General features: G+C 62.9%; 17 protein-coding genes. 11 read left to right on the forward strand and 6 right to left on the reverse strand.

Features of this window, described 5'->3' with window-relative positions:
* Positions 1 to 4: 4 nt before the first annotated feature.
* From ABLE86_RS12400 to ABLE86_RS12415, 4 genes are all read left to right on the forward strand, one after another.
* Positions 5 to 391: an Mth938-like domain-containing protein gene (locus ABLE86_RS12400; RefSeq protein WP_348779275.1), complete on the forward strand. Its 387-nt coding sequence runs from the start codon at positions 5 to 7 to the stop codon at positions 389 to 391.
* Position 392: 1 nt separating this feature from the next.
* Complete coding sequence (locus ABLE86_RS12405) at positions 393 to 1,253, forward strand: phytoene/squalene synthase family protein (protein WP_348779276.1); 861 nt, start codon at positions 393 to 395, stop codon at positions 1,251 to 1,253.
* Positions 1,254 to 1,330: 77 nt separating this feature from the next.
* Complete coding sequence (locus ABLE86_RS12410) at positions 1,331 to 1,759, forward strand: hypothetical protein (protein ID WP_348779277.1); 429 nt, start codon at positions 1,331 to 1,333, stop codon at positions 1,757 to 1,759.
* Between the two features lie 2 nt (positions 1,760 to 1,761).
* Positions 1,762 to 2,709: a sterol desaturase family protein gene (locus ABLE86_RS12415; RefSeq protein ID WP_348779278.1), complete on the forward strand. Its 948-nt coding sequence runs from the start codon at positions 1,762 to 1,764 to the stop codon at positions 2,707 to 2,709.
* 57 nt (positions 2,710 to 2,766) lie between these two features.
* Here ABLE86_RS12415 and trmFO read toward each other — a convergent pair whose 3' ends face one another.
* The 3 genes from trmFO to ABLE86_RS12430 form a co-directional block, all read right to left on the reverse strand.
* Positions 2,767 to 4,176, reverse strand: a complete 1,410-nt coding sequence (trmFO, locus tag ABLE86_RS12420) for a methylenetetrahydrofolate--tRNA-(uracil(54)-C(5))-methyltransferase (FADH(2)-oxidizing) TrmFO (RefSeq protein ID WP_348779279.1) — start codon at positions 4,174 to 4,176, stop codon at positions 2,767 to 2,769.
* A gap of 492 nt (positions 4,177 to 4,668) precedes the next feature.
* Positions 4,669 to 4,809 (reverse strand): DUF1127 domain-containing protein, encoded by a 141-nt coding sequence (locus ABLE86_RS12425; protein WP_348779280.1) that lies wholly within the window; start codon positions 4,807 to 4,809, stop codon positions 4,669 to 4,671.
* 48 nt (positions 4,810 to 4,857) lie between these two features.
* Positions 4,858 to 4,998, reverse strand: coding sequence for a DUF1127 domain-containing protein (locus tag ABLE86_RS12430; protein ID WP_348779281.1), 141 nt, complete (start codon positions 4,996 to 4,998; stop codon positions 4,858 to 4,860).
* Between the two features lie 232 nt (positions 4,999 to 5,230).
* Here ABLE86_RS12430 and ABLE86_RS12435 point away from each other — a divergent pair, with 232 nt between their 5' ends.
* The 6 genes from ABLE86_RS12435 to ABLE86_RS12460 all read left to right on the forward strand — a co-directional run bounded on the left by ABLE86_RS12435 (position 5,231) and on the right by ABLE86_RS12460 (position 12,478).
* Positions 5,231 to 6,328 carry a DUF2157 domain-containing protein gene (locus ABLE86_RS12435; protein WP_348779619.1) on the forward strand — a complete coding sequence of 366 codons (1,098 nt, stop codon included), beginning with the start codon at positions 5,231 to 5,233 and terminating at the stop codon, positions 6,326 to 6,328.
* Positions 6,325 to 6,909, forward strand: coding sequence for a GDYXXLXY domain-containing protein (locus tag ABLE86_RS12440; protein WP_348779282.1), 585 nt, complete (start codon positions 6,325 to 6,327; stop codon positions 6,907 to 6,909). Before ABLE86_RS12435 ends, ABLE86_RS12440 begins: the two co-directional genes overlap by 4 nt.
* 116 nt (positions 6,910 to 7,025) lie before the next feature.
* Complete coding sequence (locus tag ABLE86_RS12445) at positions 7,026 to 8,051, forward strand: AI-2E family transporter (protein ID WP_348779283.1); 1,026 nt, start codon at positions 7,026 to 7,028, stop codon at positions 8,049 to 8,051.
* Positions 8,052 to 8,113: 62 nt separating this feature from the next.
* Entirely contained in the window at positions 8,114 to 9,904 is a 1,791-nt protein-coding gene (locus ABLE86_RS12450; RefSeq protein WP_348779284.1) for a metallophosphoesterase, read from the forward strand.
* Positions 9,905 to 10,032: 128 nt separating this feature from the next.
* On the forward strand, positions 10,033 to 11,484 hold the full coding sequence (locus tag ABLE86_RS12455; RefSeq protein ID WP_348779620.1) for a DUF1254 domain-containing protein: 1,452 nt from the start codon (positions 10,033 to 10,035) through the stop codon (positions 11,482 to 11,484).
* A gap of 139 nt (positions 11,485 to 11,623) precedes the next feature.
* Positions 11,624 to 12,478 (forward strand): D-amino-acid transaminase, encoded by an 855-nt coding sequence (locus ABLE86_RS12460; protein WP_348779285.1) that lies wholly within the window; start codon positions 11,624 to 11,626, stop codon positions 12,476 to 12,478.
* A 50-nt stretch (positions 12,479 to 12,528) separates the two neighbouring features.
* Here ABLE86_RS12460 and ABLE86_RS12465 read toward each other — a convergent pair whose 3' ends face one another.
* Together ABLE86_RS12465 and ABLE86_RS12470 are read right to left on the reverse strand one after the other, a co-directional pair.
* Positions 12,529 to 13,797, reverse strand: coding sequence for a peptidoglycan DD-metalloendopeptidase family protein (locus ABLE86_RS12465; RefSeq protein WP_348779286.1), 1,269 nt, complete (start codon positions 13,795 to 13,797; stop codon positions 12,529 to 12,531).
* A gap of 83 nt (positions 13,798 to 13,880) precedes the next feature.
* A complete protein-coding gene (locus ABLE86_RS12470; RefSeq protein WP_348779287.1) occupies positions 13,881 to 14,348 on the reverse strand; it encodes a peroxiredoxin in 468 nt (155 codons plus the stop codon).
* A 230-nt stretch (positions 14,349 to 14,578) separates the two neighbouring features.
* Here ABLE86_RS12470 and ABLE86_RS12475 point away from each other — a divergent pair, with 230 nt between their 5' ends.
* Positions 14,579 to 17,866, forward strand: a complete 3,288-nt coding sequence (locus ABLE86_RS12475) for a DUF3971 domain-containing protein (protein WP_348779288.1) — start codon at positions 14,579 to 14,581, stop codon at positions 17,864 to 17,866.
* 48 nt (positions 17,867 to 17,914) lie between these two features.
* On the opposite strand, the gene tyrS is transcribed toward ABLE86_RS12475, so the two are convergent.
* Complete coding sequence (gene tyrS / locus ABLE86_RS12480) at positions 17,915 to 19,168, reverse strand: tyrosine--tRNA ligase (RefSeq protein WP_348779289.1); 1,254 nt, start codon at positions 19,166 to 19,168, stop codon at positions 17,915 to 17,917.
* Positions 19,169 to 19,188 lie beyond the last annotated feature (20 nt).

Genomic DNA, 19,188 nt, shown 5'->3' on the forward strand with positions numbered 1-19,188 from the left:
AGCCATGGCAGGGATCGAGATACGAGAGGCGCATTTTCCCGGTCGCGCCCCTATCGAGGCTTATGGCAATGGCGGCTTTCGCTTTGCCGACATGTCGCATCGCGGCTCCCTTCTGTGCCTGCCCTCAGGCATCTATGGATGGGAACCAGCTGACCCGCTGGCGCTCGTGGCCGAAGATTTCGCACGGGTGCTGGCGGAAGCGGCCGAAATCCAGATCCTGCTTGTTGGAACCGGCAGCGAGCTGCGCCCGCTGCCGAAGGCCTTGAGGGCGGCACTACGAGAACAGAAAATATCGGCCGACCCGATGTCGACCGGGGCGGCGGTGCGCACCTACAACGTGCTTCTGGCCGAAGACCGTGCCGTTGCTGCCGCACTGATTGCCGTCGACTGACATGGATGATCACGCCAAGATCGTGATGGAGGCGGTGCGGGCCGCCGACCGCGACCGCTACCTCAGCGCCCTCTATGCGCCGGAGGACAAGCGGCCGGCGCTGTTTGCGCTCTATGCCTTTAACGCCGAGATCGCCGCGGTCCGCGACCGCATCCGCGAGGCGCTGCCGGGCGAGGTGCGGCTGCAATGGTGGCGCGACGTGATCGCCGCCGGAACCGCGCAGGCAGCCTCCGGCCATCCGGTTGCGGAAGCACTTGTCGCCGCGATCCACACCTATCGCCTGCCGCAGGCCGCCTTCCAGAACTATCTAGATGCCCGGATCTTCGATCTCTATGACGACCCGATGCCGTCGCGGAACGATCTCGAGGGCTATTGCGGCGAGACTGCTGGGGCGATCATCCAGCTGGCCTCGCTGGTGCTCGACCCATCCGCTGCGCCGGCCTTCGGCACCCTTGCCGGACATGCCGGCTGCGCCCAGGCCATAACCGGGCTGCTGCGATTGCTGCCGCTCCACCGGGCTCGCGGCCAATGCTTCGTGCCGCGTGAGATCCTCGCCGCTGTCGGCTCCTCGCCGGAAGAATTTGTCACCGGCGATGGCGGCGCAGGGATGGCAGGTGCCCTGGCGGCCATGATCGCGCTCGCGGAGGAGCATCTTTCCGCCTTCGACCGCGGCGCAGCCGAGATCCCTGTTTCCCTGCGGCCGGCCTATCTGCCCGTGGCCTTGACCCGCGCCTATCTCAACCGTCTGCGCAGGATGGGCGCCAAGGCGCTGACCGCCCACGCGGATGTATCTGCCTGGTACCGGCATGCGATCCTGTTTCGCCACGCCGCCCGCGGCTGGAAGCCGAATCATTTGACGTAAACGTAAGGCGTGCTAGTTCTTTGCCGTTGCTGCCTGCCTGGAGGAGGGGAGGCGGCGGTCGGGTGGAGAATCGGCTCATGAGCCTGCCTGTCCTCGTCGCCATTGTGGTTGTCGGGATCAGCCTTTGCGTCGTCGCGGTGCATCTCACCGGCGGCAGCAGATTGGCGACGCTCGAAGGCGCCGAAGATGCGGTTCGCCATTTTCACCAGGATTTTCCAGACGAGGCTATCCGCACAGTTCGCCTCACCGCCGACCGGCGTACAGCCTTCATGGAACTCGACGGCGGCCGCACCGGCATCGTCCAGACATTCGGCGATCGTTTCCTGACGCGCATAATTACGCCCCAGGAGGTTGCCTCGGCCTTGCACGCCGGCCCGGGCGTGGTGTCGATCCGTTTCAGGGATTTTACCTGGAGTGGCGGGAGATTCGCATTCGCCGAGGACCAGGATGCAGGCGCTGTGCTGCAGGGGCTTCAGCTTGCCCGTCGCGACCGTGTGGAGGCATGACGATGGAAAGCTACGATTTCCCGCAGGTCACGCAACTCGCCATTCCCTTTTTCGTGGCCGCGATCCTGATCGAACTCTGGCTGGTGCGCACGGGCCGGGCAAAAGGTGCGTTCGAAACGCGCGACACCCTGACCAGCCTGATGATGGGCACCGGAAACGTCGTCGCCGGCCTGCTGCTCGGCGTGGTCTCCTATACCGCGCTGATGTGGGTGTGGCAGTTCCGCTTTTTCAATCTCGGCCTGTCGGTCTGGGTGTTCGTTGCAGCCTTCCTGCTCGATGACCTGCGCTACTACTGGTATCACCGCATCGCTCACCGCGTGCGCTGGGTGTGGGCCGAGCACGTCAATCATCACTCCAGCCAGCACTACAATCTGTCCACGGCGCTGCGGCAGAGCTGGACCGGCCTGTTCACCGGCATGTTCGTGCTGCAGGTGCCGCTGGTGCTGCTTGGCTTCCACCCGGCGGTGATCGCCTTCGTCTTCGGTTTCAACCTGGTCTGGCAGTTCTGGATCCACACCGAGACCATCGGCCGGATGTGGGGCTGGTTCGAGTACATCTTCAACACCCCCTCGCACCACCGCGTCCACCACGCCACCAATCCGCGCTATCTCGACGCGAACTATGCCGGCACGCTGATCATCTGGGATCGCATGTTCGGAACCTTCGTGGAGGAATTGCCGGAGGACCAGCCGCGCTATGGCATCGTCAGGAACATCGGCACCTTCAACCCGGTGAAGGTGGCCTTCCACGAGTGGATCGGCATGTTCCGTGATGCGCTTGCGCCGGGGCTGACGTTGCGCCAGCGCCTTGGTTACCTGTTCCAGCCGCCCGGCTGGAGCCATGATGGATCGCGCAAGACTTCGGAGCATCTGAAGGCCGACTATGTGCGGCGGAATCCGAAGGAGGCGGGCAAGCCCGGGCTGCCCGGTGGCGTCGCGCCCGCCGAATGAAAACGCCCGCCGAAGGCGGGCGCGTTTCCATTTGACCGGGGTTCGGTGAGGCGGCTGCTATTCGGCAGCCTGCGCCTCGGGGGCAATGCCCAGCCATGCACGGCAATCGGCCAGCGCGCGCGCGGTGATCGCATGGCGCTTGGCCACGGTCTTGTCCTTGCCGCGCAGCCGCTTGCCTTCCACCTTCGGTGCCTCGACCGGCGGGAACAGGCCGAAATTCACATTCATGGGTTGGAATGAGCGCTTGCCTGGCTCGTCATCGGACACGATGTGCCCGCCCGTGATGTGGTTGAGCAGGGCTCCGAACGCAGTGGTGGCCGGCGGCGTCGCAATCTCGCCTCCGAGAATTTCGGCGGCTGCGAAGCGTCCGGCCAGCAGGCCTACGGCGGCCGATTCGACATAGCCCTCGCAGCCGGTGATCTGGCCGGCAAAACGCAGGCCGGGGCGGCCCTTGAGTTGCAGCGTCGGGTCGAGCAGCGTCGGGGAGTTGATGTAGGTGTTGCGGTGCAGCCCGCCCAGGCGCGCGAAGTCGGCGTTCTCCAGGCCGGGAATCATGCGGAAGATGCGCGTCTGCTCGGCGTATTTCAGCTTCGTCTGGAAGCCGACCATGTTGTAGAGCGTGCCCAGCGCATTGTCCTGCCGGAGCTGGACGACGGCATAGGCCTTCACCGTCGGGTTGTGCGGGTTGGTCAGGCCCATCGGCTTCATCGGGCCGTGCCGCAGCGTCTCCACGCCGCGCTCGGCCATGATCTCGATAGGCAGGCAGCCATCGAAATAGGGCGTGCCTTCCCACTGCTTGAACTCGGTCTTGCCGCCATCGATCAGCGCCTGCACGAATGCCTCGTACTGCGCCTTGTCCATGGGGCAATTGATGTAGTCCTTGCCGGTGCCGCCGGGGCCGACCTTGTCGTAGCGCGACTGGAACCAGCAGGTGTTCATGTCGATCGTTTCGAAATAGACGATCGGGGCGATGGCGTCGAAGAAGGCGAGCGCATCGGCGCCGGTGCGCTGGGCAATGGCGTCGGCCAGCGACGGCGCGGTGAGCGGCCCGGTGGAGATGATCGCCTGCTCCCATTCTTCCGGCGGCAGGCCGGTGATTTCCTCGCGCTGGATGGTGATCAGCGGATGGGCCTCGAGCGTTGCGGTGACGGCCGCGGAAAACCCGTCACGATCCACCGCGAGCGCGCCGCCGGCCGGCACCTGATGGGCATCGGCCGACCGCATGATCAAGGAGTCGGCGAGGCGCATCTCGGCGTGCAGCAGCCCCACAGCGTTGGCCTGCGCGTCGTCGGAACGGAACGAGTTGGAGCAGACCAGCTCGGCCAGGCCGTCCGTCTTGTGGGCGTCGGTGCCCCGCACGGGGCGCATCTCGTGGAGGATGACGGGTACGCCGGCCTGCGCCGCCTGCCAGGCCGCTTCCGAGCCTGCAAGACCGCCGCCGATAATGTGCAAAGGTTTGATTGTCATGCTCGGGAAATAGGCTGCTCGGCAGAGGAAATCAATCGGAACTGCCTTGTCCGGAAACGACAACACCCGCCGGGGGAGGAGATCCGGCGGGTGTCGGTAGAGTGGTCAGCGATCGGGAGGAGGATGAACGCTGACCTTATTCGTGGGAGCCCGGGAGGAGGTAGGCGCCGACGAAATTCCTTTCGCCATTTTGAGGGTGCGAAGGCCCTGGAAAGAACAGCACCCGCCGAGGGAGGAGGTTCGGCGGGTGCCGTTAGAGGCGGTCAGCGATCGGGAGGAGGATGAACGCTGACCTTATTCGTCGGAGCCCGGGAGGAGGTAGGCGCCGACGAAATTCCTTTCGCCGTTTTAAGGGGGCGAAACCCTGGAGACAGCACCCGCCGAGGGAGGAGGTTCGGCGGGTGCCGTTAGGGTGGTCAGCGATCGGGAGGAGGATGAACGCTGACCTTATTCGTCGGAACCCGGGAGGAGGTAGGTGCCGACGAAATTCCGTTAGACCGAGCGGCGCGCCACCGAGTGGATTTCGCTGCGGCTGATGCCGAGATCGTTGAGTTCGCGGTTCGAAAGGCGGCTCAGCTCGGAAACGGTTTCACGGTAGCGGCGCCAGTTGCGGAAATTGCGGAGAATATTCATTTTTTCTTGCTTTCTTTTTCGTACGGACGTGGCCTGACGGCCTGGAAATTAGATCGACTTGCGCGCCACCTGAGGAATGTCGCCACGGCTGATGCCGAGGTCGTTGAGCTCGCGGTTCGAAAGGCGGCTCAGCTCGGAAACGGTGTCACGGTAGCGGCGCCAGTTGCGGTAATTGCGGATCAGGTTCATCTTCGTGCTCGTCTTCGGTTCGTTTTCTTCAATCGCTGTTTACGAGGCGTAGATAGGCTGGGCCGTATCTATTTGGAAGGGCTGTTGGTGCATGGCAGCAATGCGTTTTGTGCATTGCAACATTAATCGGTTTTAGTGCCTGCGGCGCAAATGTGACCGAATGTTAAAAATCCTGTGACAACAAGGGCTTGAATGGCGGTCGTTTTGCCGCAGAGAGGCTTGGGTGAGTGAATTGGCAGGTTATTCGTCGCGCGTGAAACGGGACATTGCGCGCTGGGCTGAGAAGGGGCTGATAGACGCCTCCACGGCCGAGGCAATCGGGCGCGATGTCGAGGCGAACGAAAGCCGCCTGTTCAGCTTCGGTTTTATCCTGGCGGTCATGGCGGCCCTGCTTCTGGGCGCTGCCATACTTCTTCTCGTAGCGGCGAATTGGGAAGAAATCCCCAGGCTTATTCGAGTGGCCGGGCTGTTTGCGATCATCCTTGCCGGCTATGTCGGCGGCTCGGTGGCGAAATCTCGCGGTCAGGATGCCATTGGCGAAGCGTTGTGGCTGGTGGCGGCCGCTGCCTTCGGGGGCTCGATCGCGCTGATCGGGCAGATGTATCACCTGCCGGGCGATGAAAGCTCAGCCATGCTGACCTGGTGCTTCGGCACCGTGCTGGCGGCGGTGGTGCTGCGGTCTGAGCCCCTTACCATCGCCTCAGCCGCGATCGGCGCCGCCTGGCTTGCGATCGTCGGTTTCGACGACGGCAACCTCCTTCGTCTCAACTTCTATCCGGTGATAGCGCTTGTGGTGTGGCTTGCGTCCTATTGGACGCGGAGCCGGGTGGCGCGTCACGTGATCCTGCTGTCGCTGATATTGTATGCGTGCTTGTTGGCGTTGCATCACGACGTGACGGGAACGGGCATCGGCCTTGCACTGGTTGCGGCGGCGCTGTTCGCACTGGCTTGCCTTTGGCCGGCGCCAGTGGAAGCTGTGGCACGCCTTGGAGGCCGGCTGCAGGTTCATTGCCTGATCGGCTTTCTCGCCGGACTTGCACTGGTCCAGTTAAATCAGATCGATCATGCCGGGCGGCTGGCCATGTCGGCCGTCGTCGTCTTCGCCGGCATCGCGGCCGCGCTTTATTCTGCCGGTCGCGAAAGCCGCGCGCTTCGCACGGTCGCCTATACGGGCTTCGGCCTCGAACTCTGCTTCATCTATGCCGTGACGATCAGCACCATGCTCGGCACGGCAGGTTTCTTCCTGGCCTCGGGTGCTGTGCTGGGCATCATCGCCATCGTCATCATCCGGGTGGAAAGACGCATCCGGGCCAGCGCGGGAGCAGCGTGATGTCCAGAAACAGGCTTGTAGTCGCCGCGACCGTGCTTGCGCTGCTTCAGATCGGGTTCCTGTCCTGGATCATCGCTTCGCGCGCCGCAATCCTGCGCAACGGGCAGGAAGTCCTGCTCAAGGTCGAACCGGTCGACCCGCGCGATCTCCTGCGCGGGGATTATGTCAGTCTCGGCTACGACATCTCGACCGTGCCGGTGAAGATGATCGAAAACCGGCCTGAGGGCTCACGGCTGGCGGATGGCGGGGCTGTGCGCGTGCGCCTTGAAAAGGGCGAGGATGGCTTCTGGCACCCCACTGCGGCCGTGCTCGGCGAGGCATTCGCGGCGCCGCCGGCGGCCGGGCAGGTAGACGTGCGGGGCAGCGTTCTGTCCGGCTGGTCGCTTGACCAGGATGCCGCCGTCCACGTCGACTATGGCATCGGTCGCTTTTATCTGCCGGAAGGCGAGGGGCGGGCGATAGAGCAAGACATGCGCGTACGCAGTTTCGGCATCCTCGCTGCCGTCGCCAAGGATGGCACGCTGCAGATCAAGGGGCTGATGGACGGGGACAAGCTGCTGTTTTCCGAGCCGCTTTACTAGCCGCCGCGCGGTGTCGGCGGCCGGATAGGGCCGGGGGTGCGTTGATCTCAACTATTTGACAGAGTACGCTAAATCCCATGGGAGGATTTATCCCCACGGGCAAGGGGCCGACGCTCATGGCCATGGCAAGGGATCGGCAGATCCGCGCCATGCTCGCGGTCTGTACCGCGATCCTTGGCACCACAGCGCTCTATTTCGCCGGCTCTATCTTCGCGCCGATCACTTTCGCCATCTTCATCCTGGCCATCGTCTGGCCCCTGCAAGATGCGCTGCAGAGATGGCTCCCCAAGGGCGTCGCGCTCTTTATCACGCTCGCACTCACGGCCATCGTCGTGCTGGTCTTCGCTTCCATCGTGGCCTGGGCTTTGAGCTCGATCGCGGTCTGGCTGCAAAACAATGTGCAGCGGTTTCAGACGCTCTATGCTCAATTGACGGACTGGCTCGAAGAGCACGGCATATTCGTGGCCGGCGTGATCGCCGAGCGTTTCGACGCCGTGTGGCTGCTGCGCATGTTCCAGCAGGTTGCCTTGCGCCTTAACCAACTCGCAGGATTCGGCGTTCTGGTCTTCATCTTCCTGATGCTGCAATTGATGGAGGTTGACCAGATCCGCCGGAAAGTTGCGTCGCTCGAAAAGGACAATGGTGCTGCGCTCCTCGACGCCGCCGCCGAAATCGGCGCCAAATTTCGCCGCTACATGCTGGTGCGAACCCAGCTCAGCGTGCTCACCGGCATTCTGGTCTGGGGTTTCGCATGGCTTACCGGGGTGGAGCCCGCGGCCGGTTGGGGGCTTCTCGCCTTCGCGCTGAACTATATTCCCTTCATCGGGCCATTTGTGGCGACGCTGCTTCCGGCGCTGTTTGCCATGGCCCAGTTGGACACATGGCAGGCAGTGGTGTTCGTGGTTATCGGCCTGACCTTGATCCAGTTCCTGATCGGCAACTATCTAGAGCCGCTGGTGGCAGGTGCGGCGCTGGCCATTTCGCCGCTGGCGGTGGTCTTCGCCGTCTTCTTCTGGGGCTTTCTGTGGGGGATCACCGGGGCGTTCATCGGAGTCCCGATCATGATCAGCGTCATTTCGCTTTGCGCCCGTTATCCGTCTACCCGATGGCTGGCCATCCTCTTGTCGGGCAAGGCGCCCTAGGTACTGGGCAATAACGATCTGACTGCGGTAGCGTGCAACCTTCGACAGGGGCCGGTTCTGCCATGACAGATGAGCCAGCGACAGCCGGACAAGCGGCGGGCCCGATCATCGATCCCCGCTTCGGCGATATCGAAGACGACGCCTCCAGCCCCAAGCGCCGCTCGCTGCTTTCGCTCGCGGGAAGCCTGCTGCTGGAAATCAGCCTGCCGAAGCTCATTCTGGCCTGGATATTGCTGCTCGTCGTGCCCGGCCTTCTGCTTGGCCTCGCGCCAATCATCGTCTCGTCCTGGGTCGTGACCTTCTCCGTGAAGATCGCGTCGCTCGTCATTGGCTTCTGGTCGCTGCTTGTTCTAGCCGCCATCATCGCGGCTGGCTGGTTCGGCTGGCGGGCGCTGTTTCGCATGACCGAGAGGAACTTCTGGTCCCTGAACGCCGTGGTCGTGCAACCGGCTTATGCCGCCTTCCGTGAAGCTCTGAACCAACTTACCGAAAGGCTTTTCGCGCGGAATTCCACCGCCGCTACCCGGTCCAGATTGCGCGCGGTGATGTCGGCGGTGGCCGGTGTGCTGGTCTGCGCCCTGGCGCTGCTGGCATGTTGGCTCGCCTGGCCGAGCGCACACCTCTTTGCGGATATCTCCGAGATAAGCTCCTGGAGTAGGGTGGCGATCGTTGCCCTGGCAAACAGCATCGTGCTGGTCTCGGCATATCTGGCGGTGGCCGCTCTGTTCTGGGGCTTCGCCGACGCCACCATGGCCCAGCCTCGCAACCTTGAGCGCTTCGAGACTGCGCCTCCCGGCGCGCGCAGGTGGCGCGTTGCGCATCTTTCGGACGTGCATGTCGTGGGCGAACGCTACGGCTTCCGCATCGAGAGCGGCAGAGCGGGCGCGCGCGGCAACGATCGGCTGAAAAGAATCCTGAACCGGCTAGACGAAATCGACGCGGCCGAGCGGCTCGACGCGATCCTGATCACCGGCGACATGACCGATGCCGGCGTATCGACGGAGTGGGCCGAATTCCTCGATGCCGTTGCCGCGCATCCTCGCCTGGTCGACCGGGTCCTGATGCTGCCCGGCAACCACGATCTCAACATCGTCGATCGCGCCAACCCGGCGCGCATGGACCTTCCGACCAGCCCGAACCGGCGATTGCGCCAGATCCGCGCCTTGTCCGCCATGATTTCCCTTCAGGGGAAACGAGCCCATGTAGTGGATTTGGAGAAGGGCAGCCTCGGCCCCACCCTTGAGGACGCCCTGCAGCCGCATATCGCCGAAATGAGCATATTTGCCGACGAGGCCAGGCCGCGGCTCTCCAACACGATACCGGAAGTCTGGGCAAGAGCGTTTCCGATGGTCGTGCCGCCGCGTCCTGGCGAGCCGCTGGGGATAATCCTGCTGAACTCGAATGCCGATACGCACTTTTCCTTCACCAATGCGTTAGGCATGATCTCGGCTGGACAGATGCGCGGCATCGAAATCGCCAGCGCCGAATATCCGGATGCCTGCTGGATCGTGGCATTGCACCACCATGTGGTCGAGTATCCCTGGGCGGCCAAGAAACTCTCCGAACGCATCGGCACCGCGCTGATCAACGGCAAGTGGTTCGTGCGCCGCATGCAGTCCCTTTCGGGCAAAGCCATCCTCATGCACGGGCATCGTCATATCGATTGGATCGGCGAATGCGGCGGGCTGCCAATCGTCTCGGCCCCGTCTCCGGTCATGCATCCCGACGCAGTCGACACCGCCTTCTACATTCACCGCCTCGCGGTTGGCGAAGACGGCCTGTTGCGGCTGCTTACGCCCGAACGCGTCGTCATCCGTGGAGAGCGTAGCACCGCCGATCTGGCCGCCGGGTAGGGAAGGCGATTAGCCGCTTGTCCGGCGGGCTACACATTTTCGTGCAGCGAACGCTTTTTGACCCGACTCAAAAGTGCTCCCGACCCGCCATGATAGTTTCTGCGCGAACCCGAACAGGGAGCGTTGCCATGAAGAGCATTGTTCTTTCCGGGCTGGTCTTGGCCGGCTCGCTCGCTTTGCTGGCTGTGTCCGCCAGCGCGCAAGACAGCGTCACCGAAGAGGAGGCCCACGCCATCGCGGTCGATGCCTACCTCTACTTTTATCCCCTGATCACGATGGACGTGACACGGCAGCAGTCCGTCAACGTCGAACACCCGACGGAACTCGGCAAGGCGCCGATGAACACGTTCGCCAACGTGCCCACATACCCGCCCGCCGATATGAGGACCGTGGTGCGCCCCAATTTCGATACGCTCTACTCAGTTGCCTGGCTGGATCTGGCGAAGGAGCCGATGATCGTTTCCGTGCCTGACACCGGGGGGAGGTACTATCTCCTGCCGATGCTCGATATGTGGACCGACGTGTTCGCTTCGCCCGGTTGGCGCACGACAGGCACCAGGGAAGGAAACTTCCTGGTCACGCCGCCCGGCTGGCGCCCGAACCTGAGAGAAGTGATCGCAGAGTTCAAACTGCCGAAGGACATCCAGCATATCGCGGCGCCGACGCCGGTGGTCTGGATCATCGGCCGGACAAAGACAGACGGGCCGCAGGACTACGACGCTGTCCACAAGATCCAGGCGGGCTTCAAGATCACCCCGCTTTCGGGATGGAACAAGACCGACAAGCCGGTCGAAGGAAAGATCGATCCCAACGTCGACATGAACACGCCGCCGAAGGTCCAGGTCGACACGATGTCGGCCGAAAAGTACTTCACGCACGCGGCCGAGCTTCTCAAAGAGGTTCCGCCTCACGTCACCGACCAGCCGATTATCGCGCAGATAAGGAAGATCGGCATCGAACCCGGCAAGAGCTTTGACTTCGGGAAGCTCGATCCCGCGGTTCGTACCGCCCTTGAGAGCGCGCCCAAGGATGCGCAGCAATTGATGGCTTGGAAAGTGCCGACGCTGGCGCGCGTCGTGAATGGCTGGTCCATGAACACTGACACGATGGGCGTCTACGGCAACTACTATCTCAAGCGTGCCATCGTCGCCCAGTTCGGCCTCGGCGCGAACCTGCCCGAGGATGCAATTTACCCGCTGAACCTGGCCGACAACACCGGCAAGCCACTGGATGGCGCGAACAATTATACTATTCACTTCGACAAGGGCGCCGCGCCACCGGTTGATGCCTTCTGGTCGATCACGCTCTACGACAGCGATGGCTATCAGGTGGCAAATCCGCTCAATCGCTTTGCCGTCAGCAGCTGGATGCCATTCAAGCACAATGAGGATGGCTCGCTGGACCTCTATTTCCAGAACGAAAGCCCCGGTCAGGACAAGGAAGCCAACTGGCTGCCCGCACCGAAGGGCCCGTTCAACCTGACAATGCGGCTATACGCTCCTCGGTCTGATGCGCTCACCGGCAGGTGGTCGCCGCCGTCGGTCACGCAGGTAGGTGCCTCGGGATCCAACAGCGAGTAGGTCAAGCGGTGTCAGAGAATTTGGCGGCGGCGTCACCGATGATGCCGCCGCTCGTCATGGCCTTGCCGCGAGCAGATCATTCCCTCCGGCCATCTGTTGTTCTAGTTTTCCAGCAGGATCATCGTCAGCGAGTGAGTCTATGGAACGCACAGTCTATGTGAACGGGAGCTATGTGGCCGAAACCGAGGCCAGGATTTCCGTATTCGATCGAGGTTTCCTCTTCGCTGACGGTGTTTACGAGGTAACCTCGGTCCTTAACGGAAAGCTGATCGATTTTGCCGGGCATCTGCGCCGCCTGCGACGCTCGCTCAACGAGCTGGCGCTGGAAATGCCCTGTTCCGACGAAGAGCTTTTGGCAATTCATCGGGCGCTGGTGGAGAAGAACTCGCTGGTGGAGGGCCTCGTCTATCTGCAGATCACGCGCGGGGCCGCCGACCGGCAGTTCCTCTTCCCCAAGTCCACGCCGCAGACACTTGTCCTGTTCACGCAGGCGCGGTCTCTGCTGGAGAACGCGGAGGCCAGGCGCGGCGCGCGCGTGGTCACGGTCGACGACCTTCGCTGGGGCCGGCGCGACATCAAGACGGTTCAGTTGCTCTACGCGTCGATGGCAAAGATGGAAGCCCATGCACGCGGCGTAGACGACGCCTGGTTCGTGCAGGACGGCATGGTCACCGAAGGCACCTCCAACAACGCCTATATCGTGACGCGGGAAGGCACGATCGTCACGCGCGACCTGTCCAGCGACATATTGGCCGGCATCACCCGTGCTGCCGTTCTTGAATGTGCGCGTGAGCTGCAAATGAAGGTGGAGGAGCGCCCGTTTACGGTCGAGGAGGCGCTGAAGGCCGCCGAGGCGTTCACCACTTCGGCTACTGGCTTCGTCTGTCCGGTGGTGGAGATCGACGGGACCGTGCTGGGCAGCGGAGAGCCGGGCGCAGTCGCGACACGCCTTCGCCAGGCCTATATCGAGGCAAGCCTCAACTCGGCGATCTGAACACGACGCCGATTGCTTTCACTGGGCCGTGAGCCGTGGGTGGGGCTAACTCAAAGATAGCGCCCGACCTCTTTACCGAGCTTCAGGAAGCGCAGCGGGTTGACCGCTTCGCCGTTGCGCCGCACCTCATAATGGAGATGCGGCCCCGTCGAGCGGCCGCTGCTGCCGACTGCTCCAACCACGTCGCCAATGGCCACTGTCTGGCCTGTCCTGACTTTGATGCGGCTGAGATGCGCATAGCGCGTGGAAAGGCCGTCGCCGTGGTCGATCTCTACCATGCGTCCGTAGCCGCTGTTCCAGCCGGCCTTGACCACGACGCCGGCAGCCGTTGCGCGTGCATCCGAGCCTTCCGGGGCGCGAAAATCCATGCCGGAGTGCAGGGCAGGGGTGCCAAGCAACGGGTCGTTTCGCACGCCGAACGTGCTGGAAATGGAGCGCCCCGGGGCCGGGTTGGCAATCGGCAGCCTGCGCGCTCTTTCCTTTACGCCGTCGAGCCTCTCCAGGGTCTGGTCCAGTTCCTTGACCTTGGTTTCGAACAGTGCGGGGCTTTCCAGCGCAATCAACGGGCCGCCGACGCCGCTCTGCCCGAATTCGCCGTCAACCGGGAGCCCCGCGGCCTCCAGAGCCTCACTGATCGCGTCTGCCGTCTGGTATGCGCTTTCCGTAAGCGAATTAATGCGCTCCAGTTGCTCGCTTTCGATCGTGCGCAGCGACTTGTTGATGGTTGCGAAAAGGCGATCCGCGCGGTCGGCACTTGTTTCCTGCTCAAGCGCGGCGATGCCCGGCGGCGTCGAAGCGGATTGTGCTCCCGCTCCGCCGAAGGCCAGGGCCAGCACGGGTGCTCCATTTCCGCTGCTCAGGCCTGCGCGGATCTCCGGCTTGATGTTGGGCAAGGGAATTGCCGCTGGCGGCTCATTGCCTGTGGCGCCGGCCTTCTCGAGCAGCGGGGCGATGCGACCGTGCCGCTTGCTGAGCTGCGCCTGCCGCTCGAGCAGTTCGGTGACCTTGCTTTCGACCAGTTGCTGATCGAGCAGCTGCCGGCTGGTGATGCGGTCCACCTGAGCCCGCAGTGCCGAAATGCGGTCTTCATAGGCTTGCTGCATGCGCGCCTGGCGCGCCGTTGCGGCGCCGATGAGATCGTCGCGCAGAACCAGGTAGGAGGTGGCGAGCAGGTAGCCGATGGCTACGGCAGCCACGGCCGAGCCGATGAAGGACGCGGCCCAAGGCGTTATGGTGAAGTGCCTGATCTCGTCGCCGCGAGCGATGATGATAGTGTGCGGCTGTTTGCGTCTGCCGAAAACCGTCGCTTCTTGCTTCACTGAACCGATCCACGCCACTTACGACTGGATCGATTACACAATGTTAGGGTTAACAAAGCTTTTCGGCAGAGCGGCTACCGGGCTCAGAGGGCGCGCGCGGCTTCCAGCACTTCATTGGCGTGGCCCGGCACCTTAACCTTGCGCCAGATCCTGGCGATCTTGCCGTCCGGCCCGATGAGGAAGGTGGAGCGCTCAACGCCCATATATTTGCGGCCGTACATGCTCTTCTCGACCCAGACGCCGTAGGCTTCCAGTGTCTTCCGCTCCTCGTCAGAGGCCAGTTCGACCGACAGATCGTGCTTCGACTTGAACTTGTCATGGCTCTTGACGCTGTCGGGCGACATGCCGACCACCACGGCGCCGACGCTCTCAAATTCGGCCTTCAGCCTTGAAAAGTCGATCGCCTCGGTCGTGCAACCGCTGGTATCGTCCTTGGGGTAGAAATAGAGCACCACTTTCTTGCCCCTCAGTTCCGAAAGCGACAAGTTGCCCCCGCCATCGCGTGGCAAGTCGAATTCCGGAGCATCCTGCCCCGTTGAAAGTTCGGCCATATCAATGCCCTTGTTTGAGGTTACGCGCGGAGCGCCAGACATATAATGTCGGACGCGGATTCGTCCACGATCGATATGCTGTAACAGGACATCGTTTGGAGCACGGCGTAAAAAAACACGAAAAAATTCGATTCCGACGTGATGAGATCGCGGATCTCGGTGCCTTCCCCTCGGCGCTGAGAGAAAAGACTCGTGGAAAAGGCGTAGGGTTCGGAAAGCGTGCAGGAAAGATGCTGTTCGGCACGGCGGCCGCGTCGGCGCTGCTGATCTTTTTTGCCGTGGCGCTGCTTTATCTCGTCGGCCTGTCCGGGGTGGGAGTGGGGCCACTGCGCGCCGAGGCCGAAAGAGCAATCGGCGCCTTTGCCGGCATCCCGATCGATGCCTCGCTGGGGCCGGCAAGCATTTCCATCGATGGCTCAAGCCTTCTAGCACTCGAGGTTCGCGATGTCGGCCTCAAGACCACCGACGGCACCCCGGTCGTGGAAGCCGGCACGGTTCGCTTTGGCGTTCGTTTCCTGCCGCTCATAGGCGGCAATATCCGGCTCGGAAGCGTGTCGATCTCCGACGCCCGCTTTGCCGCCTCCACGCTGCCGATGAGCGATAAGGGCGACTGGACCAGCATTCTGAAGAACGAGCAGGGGCTGATCGATCCGGACAAGCTGGCGCGCGCGATCTTCGACGAAGTTCATCGCGGCTTCGATGCCCTCGAAGTCGGCTCCACGAGCCAGATCGAACTGAAGAATGTGGAATTCGTTCTTCCCGAAGGGCAGCAGCTACGCGTGCTGAGGATCGACCGTGCAAAATTGCGGGCGGCCGGTCCGGGCGAATTGGTCTTCTCCGCAGATATCGATCTGGATGGCAGAAGGCTCCAGCTGTCCGCATCTTCGTCGCGGGATGCGGAGACAGGGCGCATTGCTGCGCTTGATATTTCGGCAAAATCCGTGGCCGCTGCGCCCTGGCAGCGTCGCCTTGGGACGACGGCGGCAACTGCGGAAAGCACCAGCGCGCTTGACAATCTGGACCTCGTCCTGTCGGGCCAGGAAGGCACCGGCGCAGAGCCCGACAGGCTGACTGCTTCCCTGAAGCTGGACGATCTGGAACTCGATCTCGGCAATTCTGACCGCTTCAAGGGCAAGGTCGACCTGGACGCCACGCTGCTCGGCGGATCCGGCAAGCTTGAGATCGATCGATTGCGGGTGGCCGCAGGCCGCTCGGATCTCGAATTCAACGGCGCGTTCGGCCCGCGCCCGCCCAGTGGGGCGCCCGGCGAAAAGCCGGTCTATCGCTTCGAGCTTGTCAGCACGGCGGCAAGACTTGCTCCGAAGGATTCGCCCGAACCCGCGCTCAATTTCCTGGCCCGTATCGGCGGCACATTCGATGCCGATACCTCGGTTTTGACTGCTGACCAGATTGCGATCAGGAGCGGCTCCGGAGAGGCCGTGGGCACAGCATCCCTCGAACTGCCCGGCAAGGGCGCCCCGGGCGTTTCGCTGGATCTCCATGTTCAGGATATGCAGGTTTCGCATGTGAAGCAGTTGTGGCCCTGGTTCGCGGCAAAGGGCGCGCGCAATTGGGTAATGGACCGCCTGTTCGGCGGGCGCGTTGCGGATGCCACCCTCAAATTCAATGTTCCTCCAAACCGGCTGGGCAACGGCGTTCCCCTGACGGCCGACGAGGTTTCGGGGCGGTTCAAGGTGGAAGGCACGCGTTTCGACACCACCGGCGTCATCCCGCCGGTGCGCGACGCGATCGGGGTTGTCGAGTTCAACGGCAATGATGTCGATATCGCGCTGACGTCTGGAACCGTCTACCTTGCCAGCGGCCGCAGCGTCGATGCCAGCAATGGAAAGCTTCGGATCGAGAAAGCCAACCGGCCGCCCTTGATCGGCGAACTTGATCTCGATGTGGCAGGTGATGCCGACGCCGTGGCCGAGCTTGCGACCTATGATCCGATCAATGCGATGCGCTTCGTTGGCATGTCGCCCGACGAGTTCAGCGGCAGGGTTGCCGGCAATGTGAAGGCCGACATTCCTCTGCAGAAGGGTATCGCGTCCGAGCGGCTCGATTGGCGCGTGGTGCTCGATTATGTCGGCCTGTCCCTGGCCAAGCCCTTTCAGGGCCACAAGGTCAGCGATGCCGACGGCACTATCACGATCGAGCCAAACAGGGCGGTGATCAGCGCGAAGGCCAAGCTCAACGGCGTGCCGGCGGAGATTGCGCTGGTCGAGCCGCTCGGCAAGGACGGCCCGGCACGAAAGCGAAATGTGCAGCTCGTGCTCGACGACAAGGCGCGCGACACCATTGCCCCGGGACTCTCGAACCTCATGTCGGGCATGGTGAAGGTGAATCTCGAGGCCGGCGCTGACGGGAGCCAGGACGTCTCGGCCGACCTGACCAATGCCAGGTTGGAGATTCCCTGGATCGGCTGGTCCAAGGGGCCGGGCATCGCGGCCAATGCGAGCTTCAAGATGGACAAGTCCAAAGGTGTTTCGACGCTTTCGGACTTCAAGCTCGAAGGCAAGTCCTTCGCCTTCGGCGGCACGGTGACGCTGGCAGACGGCAATTTTTCGTCGGCACGCTTCGGTACCGTTCAGCTCAACCGTGGCGACTCGGTCGCAGTCTCGGTAAAGCGCGCGGGCAAAGGCTATGCGATCGATATTGTTGGCGATGCGCTGGATGCCCGACCGGTGATCAAACAGTTCACGTCCGATGCCGGCTCCGGCAGCGGCCGGACCGGCGGGAACACACCCGTCTCGGTCAATCTTGACGTCAATTCCGTCACCGGCTTCGGCGGCGAGCGGCTTTCCGGTGTGTCGCTGAGCTATAGTGGCGCGGCCTCGAAGGTAGACGCATTGCGTGTCCAGGCGGCCACGGGTTCAGGCGGGGCGGTTTCGATGCAGAATTCGTCGGATGGCGCTCGGCGCACCTTGCAGATGCAGTCGGCCGACGCGGGAGCGCTGCTGCGCTTTCTCAACATCTATGACCATATGCAGGGCGGCGTGATAAAGCTTGCGCTGGCGGACGACGGAAGCGGCCCATTGCGAGGACGGGTCGACGCCAGCAACTTCTGGGTCGTGAACGAACCCAAGCTCGCTTCGATCGTGTCGACTACGCCGCCGGGTGACAGCCGCAGCCTCAACCAGGCGGTCAAGAGCGACATCGACACGTCGCGTGTGCAGTTCGAGCGCGGGTCGGTGCAAATCGAGAAGGGCCAGGGCTATCTCAAGATCGGCAATGGCGTGCTGCGCGGTCCGCTCATCGGCACCACCTTCCAGGGCACTCTCTACAACGAGAACGGCAACATGGCGATGACCGGCACCTTCATGCCCGCCTATGGCCTGAACCGCATTTTCGGCGAAATCCCGATCGTCGGCGCGATTCTCGGCAACGGTCGCGATCGTGGCCTGATCGGCGTCACCTACAAGCTGCAGGGCAATGCCAAGTCGCCGAACCTGCAGATCAACCCGCTGTCCGTCATCGCGCCGGGCATCTTCCGGTCTATCTTCGAGTTTAATTAAAAAAGGCCCGCTCGAAGCGGGCCCCTTTTTGACTGGCGGAAGCTGGCCTCACACCGGCCGCACGAGGATGTGCTTCTTCTTGCCGAGCGATAGTTTCAGAACGCCGTCCGAAGTGAGGTCGGCGGTGGTAACCGCGCGACGCTCATCCGTCACAAGTTCGTCGTTCAGGCGCACCGCGTGGCCCTGGATATGGCGGCGGGCTTCGCCATTGGAACTGGCTAGGCCGGCGGTCACGAAAAGCGACAGGATGCCGACGCCGGCCTGAAGCGCGTCCCCCGAGACCTCGATCGTGGGCAGCGTGTCGGCAAAGGCACCTTCCTCGAACGTCTTGCGCGCGGTTTCGGCTGCCTGCTCGGCCGCCTCGCGGCCGTGCAGCATCGCCGTTACCTCGGTGGCCAGCACCTTCTTGGCATCGTTGATCTCGGCGCCGCCAAGCTTGGCCAGGCGGGAGATCTCTTCGAGCGGCAGGGTGGTGTAGAGCTTCAGGAAGCGCTCGACGTCGGCGTCCTCGGTGTTGCGCCAGTACTGCCAGAAATCATAGGCCGAGAGCATGTCGGCGTTGAGCCAGACCGCGCCGTTGAGCGATTTGCCCATCTTCGCGCCGGACGCGGTGGTGAGCAGCGGCGAGGTCAGCGCATAAAGCTGCGGCGTGCCCATGCGGTGGCCAAGGTCGATGCCGTTGACGATGTTGCCCCACTGGTCCGATCCGCCCATCTGCAGCCGCACGCCATAGCGCTTGTTGAGCTCCACGAAGTCGTAGGCCTGCAGGATCATGTAGTTGAATTCTAGGAACGACAGCGAGTGCTCGCGGTCGAGCCTGAGCTTCACCGAATCGAAGCTCAGCATGCGGTTGACGGAGAAGTGCTGGCCGACATCGCGCAGGAACTCGAGGTAGTTCAGCGGCCGCAGCCACTCGGCATTGTTGACCATCAGCGCGTCGCGCGCGCCCTCGCCGAAGGTCAGGTAGTTGGAAAACACCTTCTTGATGCTGTCGATGTTCGACTGGATCGTCTCCACCGTCATCAGCTTGCGCGCCTCGTCCTTGAAGGACGGGTCGCCGACCATGCCGGTGCCGCCGCCCATAAGCGCAACAGGACGGTGACCGGTCTGCTGCATCCAGTAGAGCATCATGATCTGGATCAGGCCGCCCGCATGCAGGCTCGGCGCCGTCGGGTCGAAGCCGATATATGCCGAGACCGTTTCCGTCGCGAACAGATTGTCGAGGCCGGCTTCATCGGAGATCTGATGGACGAAGCCGCGCTCCGAAAGGATGCGCAGGAAGTCGGACTTGAATGCGGACATTTCTTTCGTTTCCCGAGAGT

Source organism: Mesorhizobium sp. KR2-14 (assembly GCF_040049255.1).
Taxonomy (GTDB): Bacteria; Pseudomonadota; Alphaproteobacteria; order Rhizobiales; family Rhizobiaceae; genus Pseudaminobacter.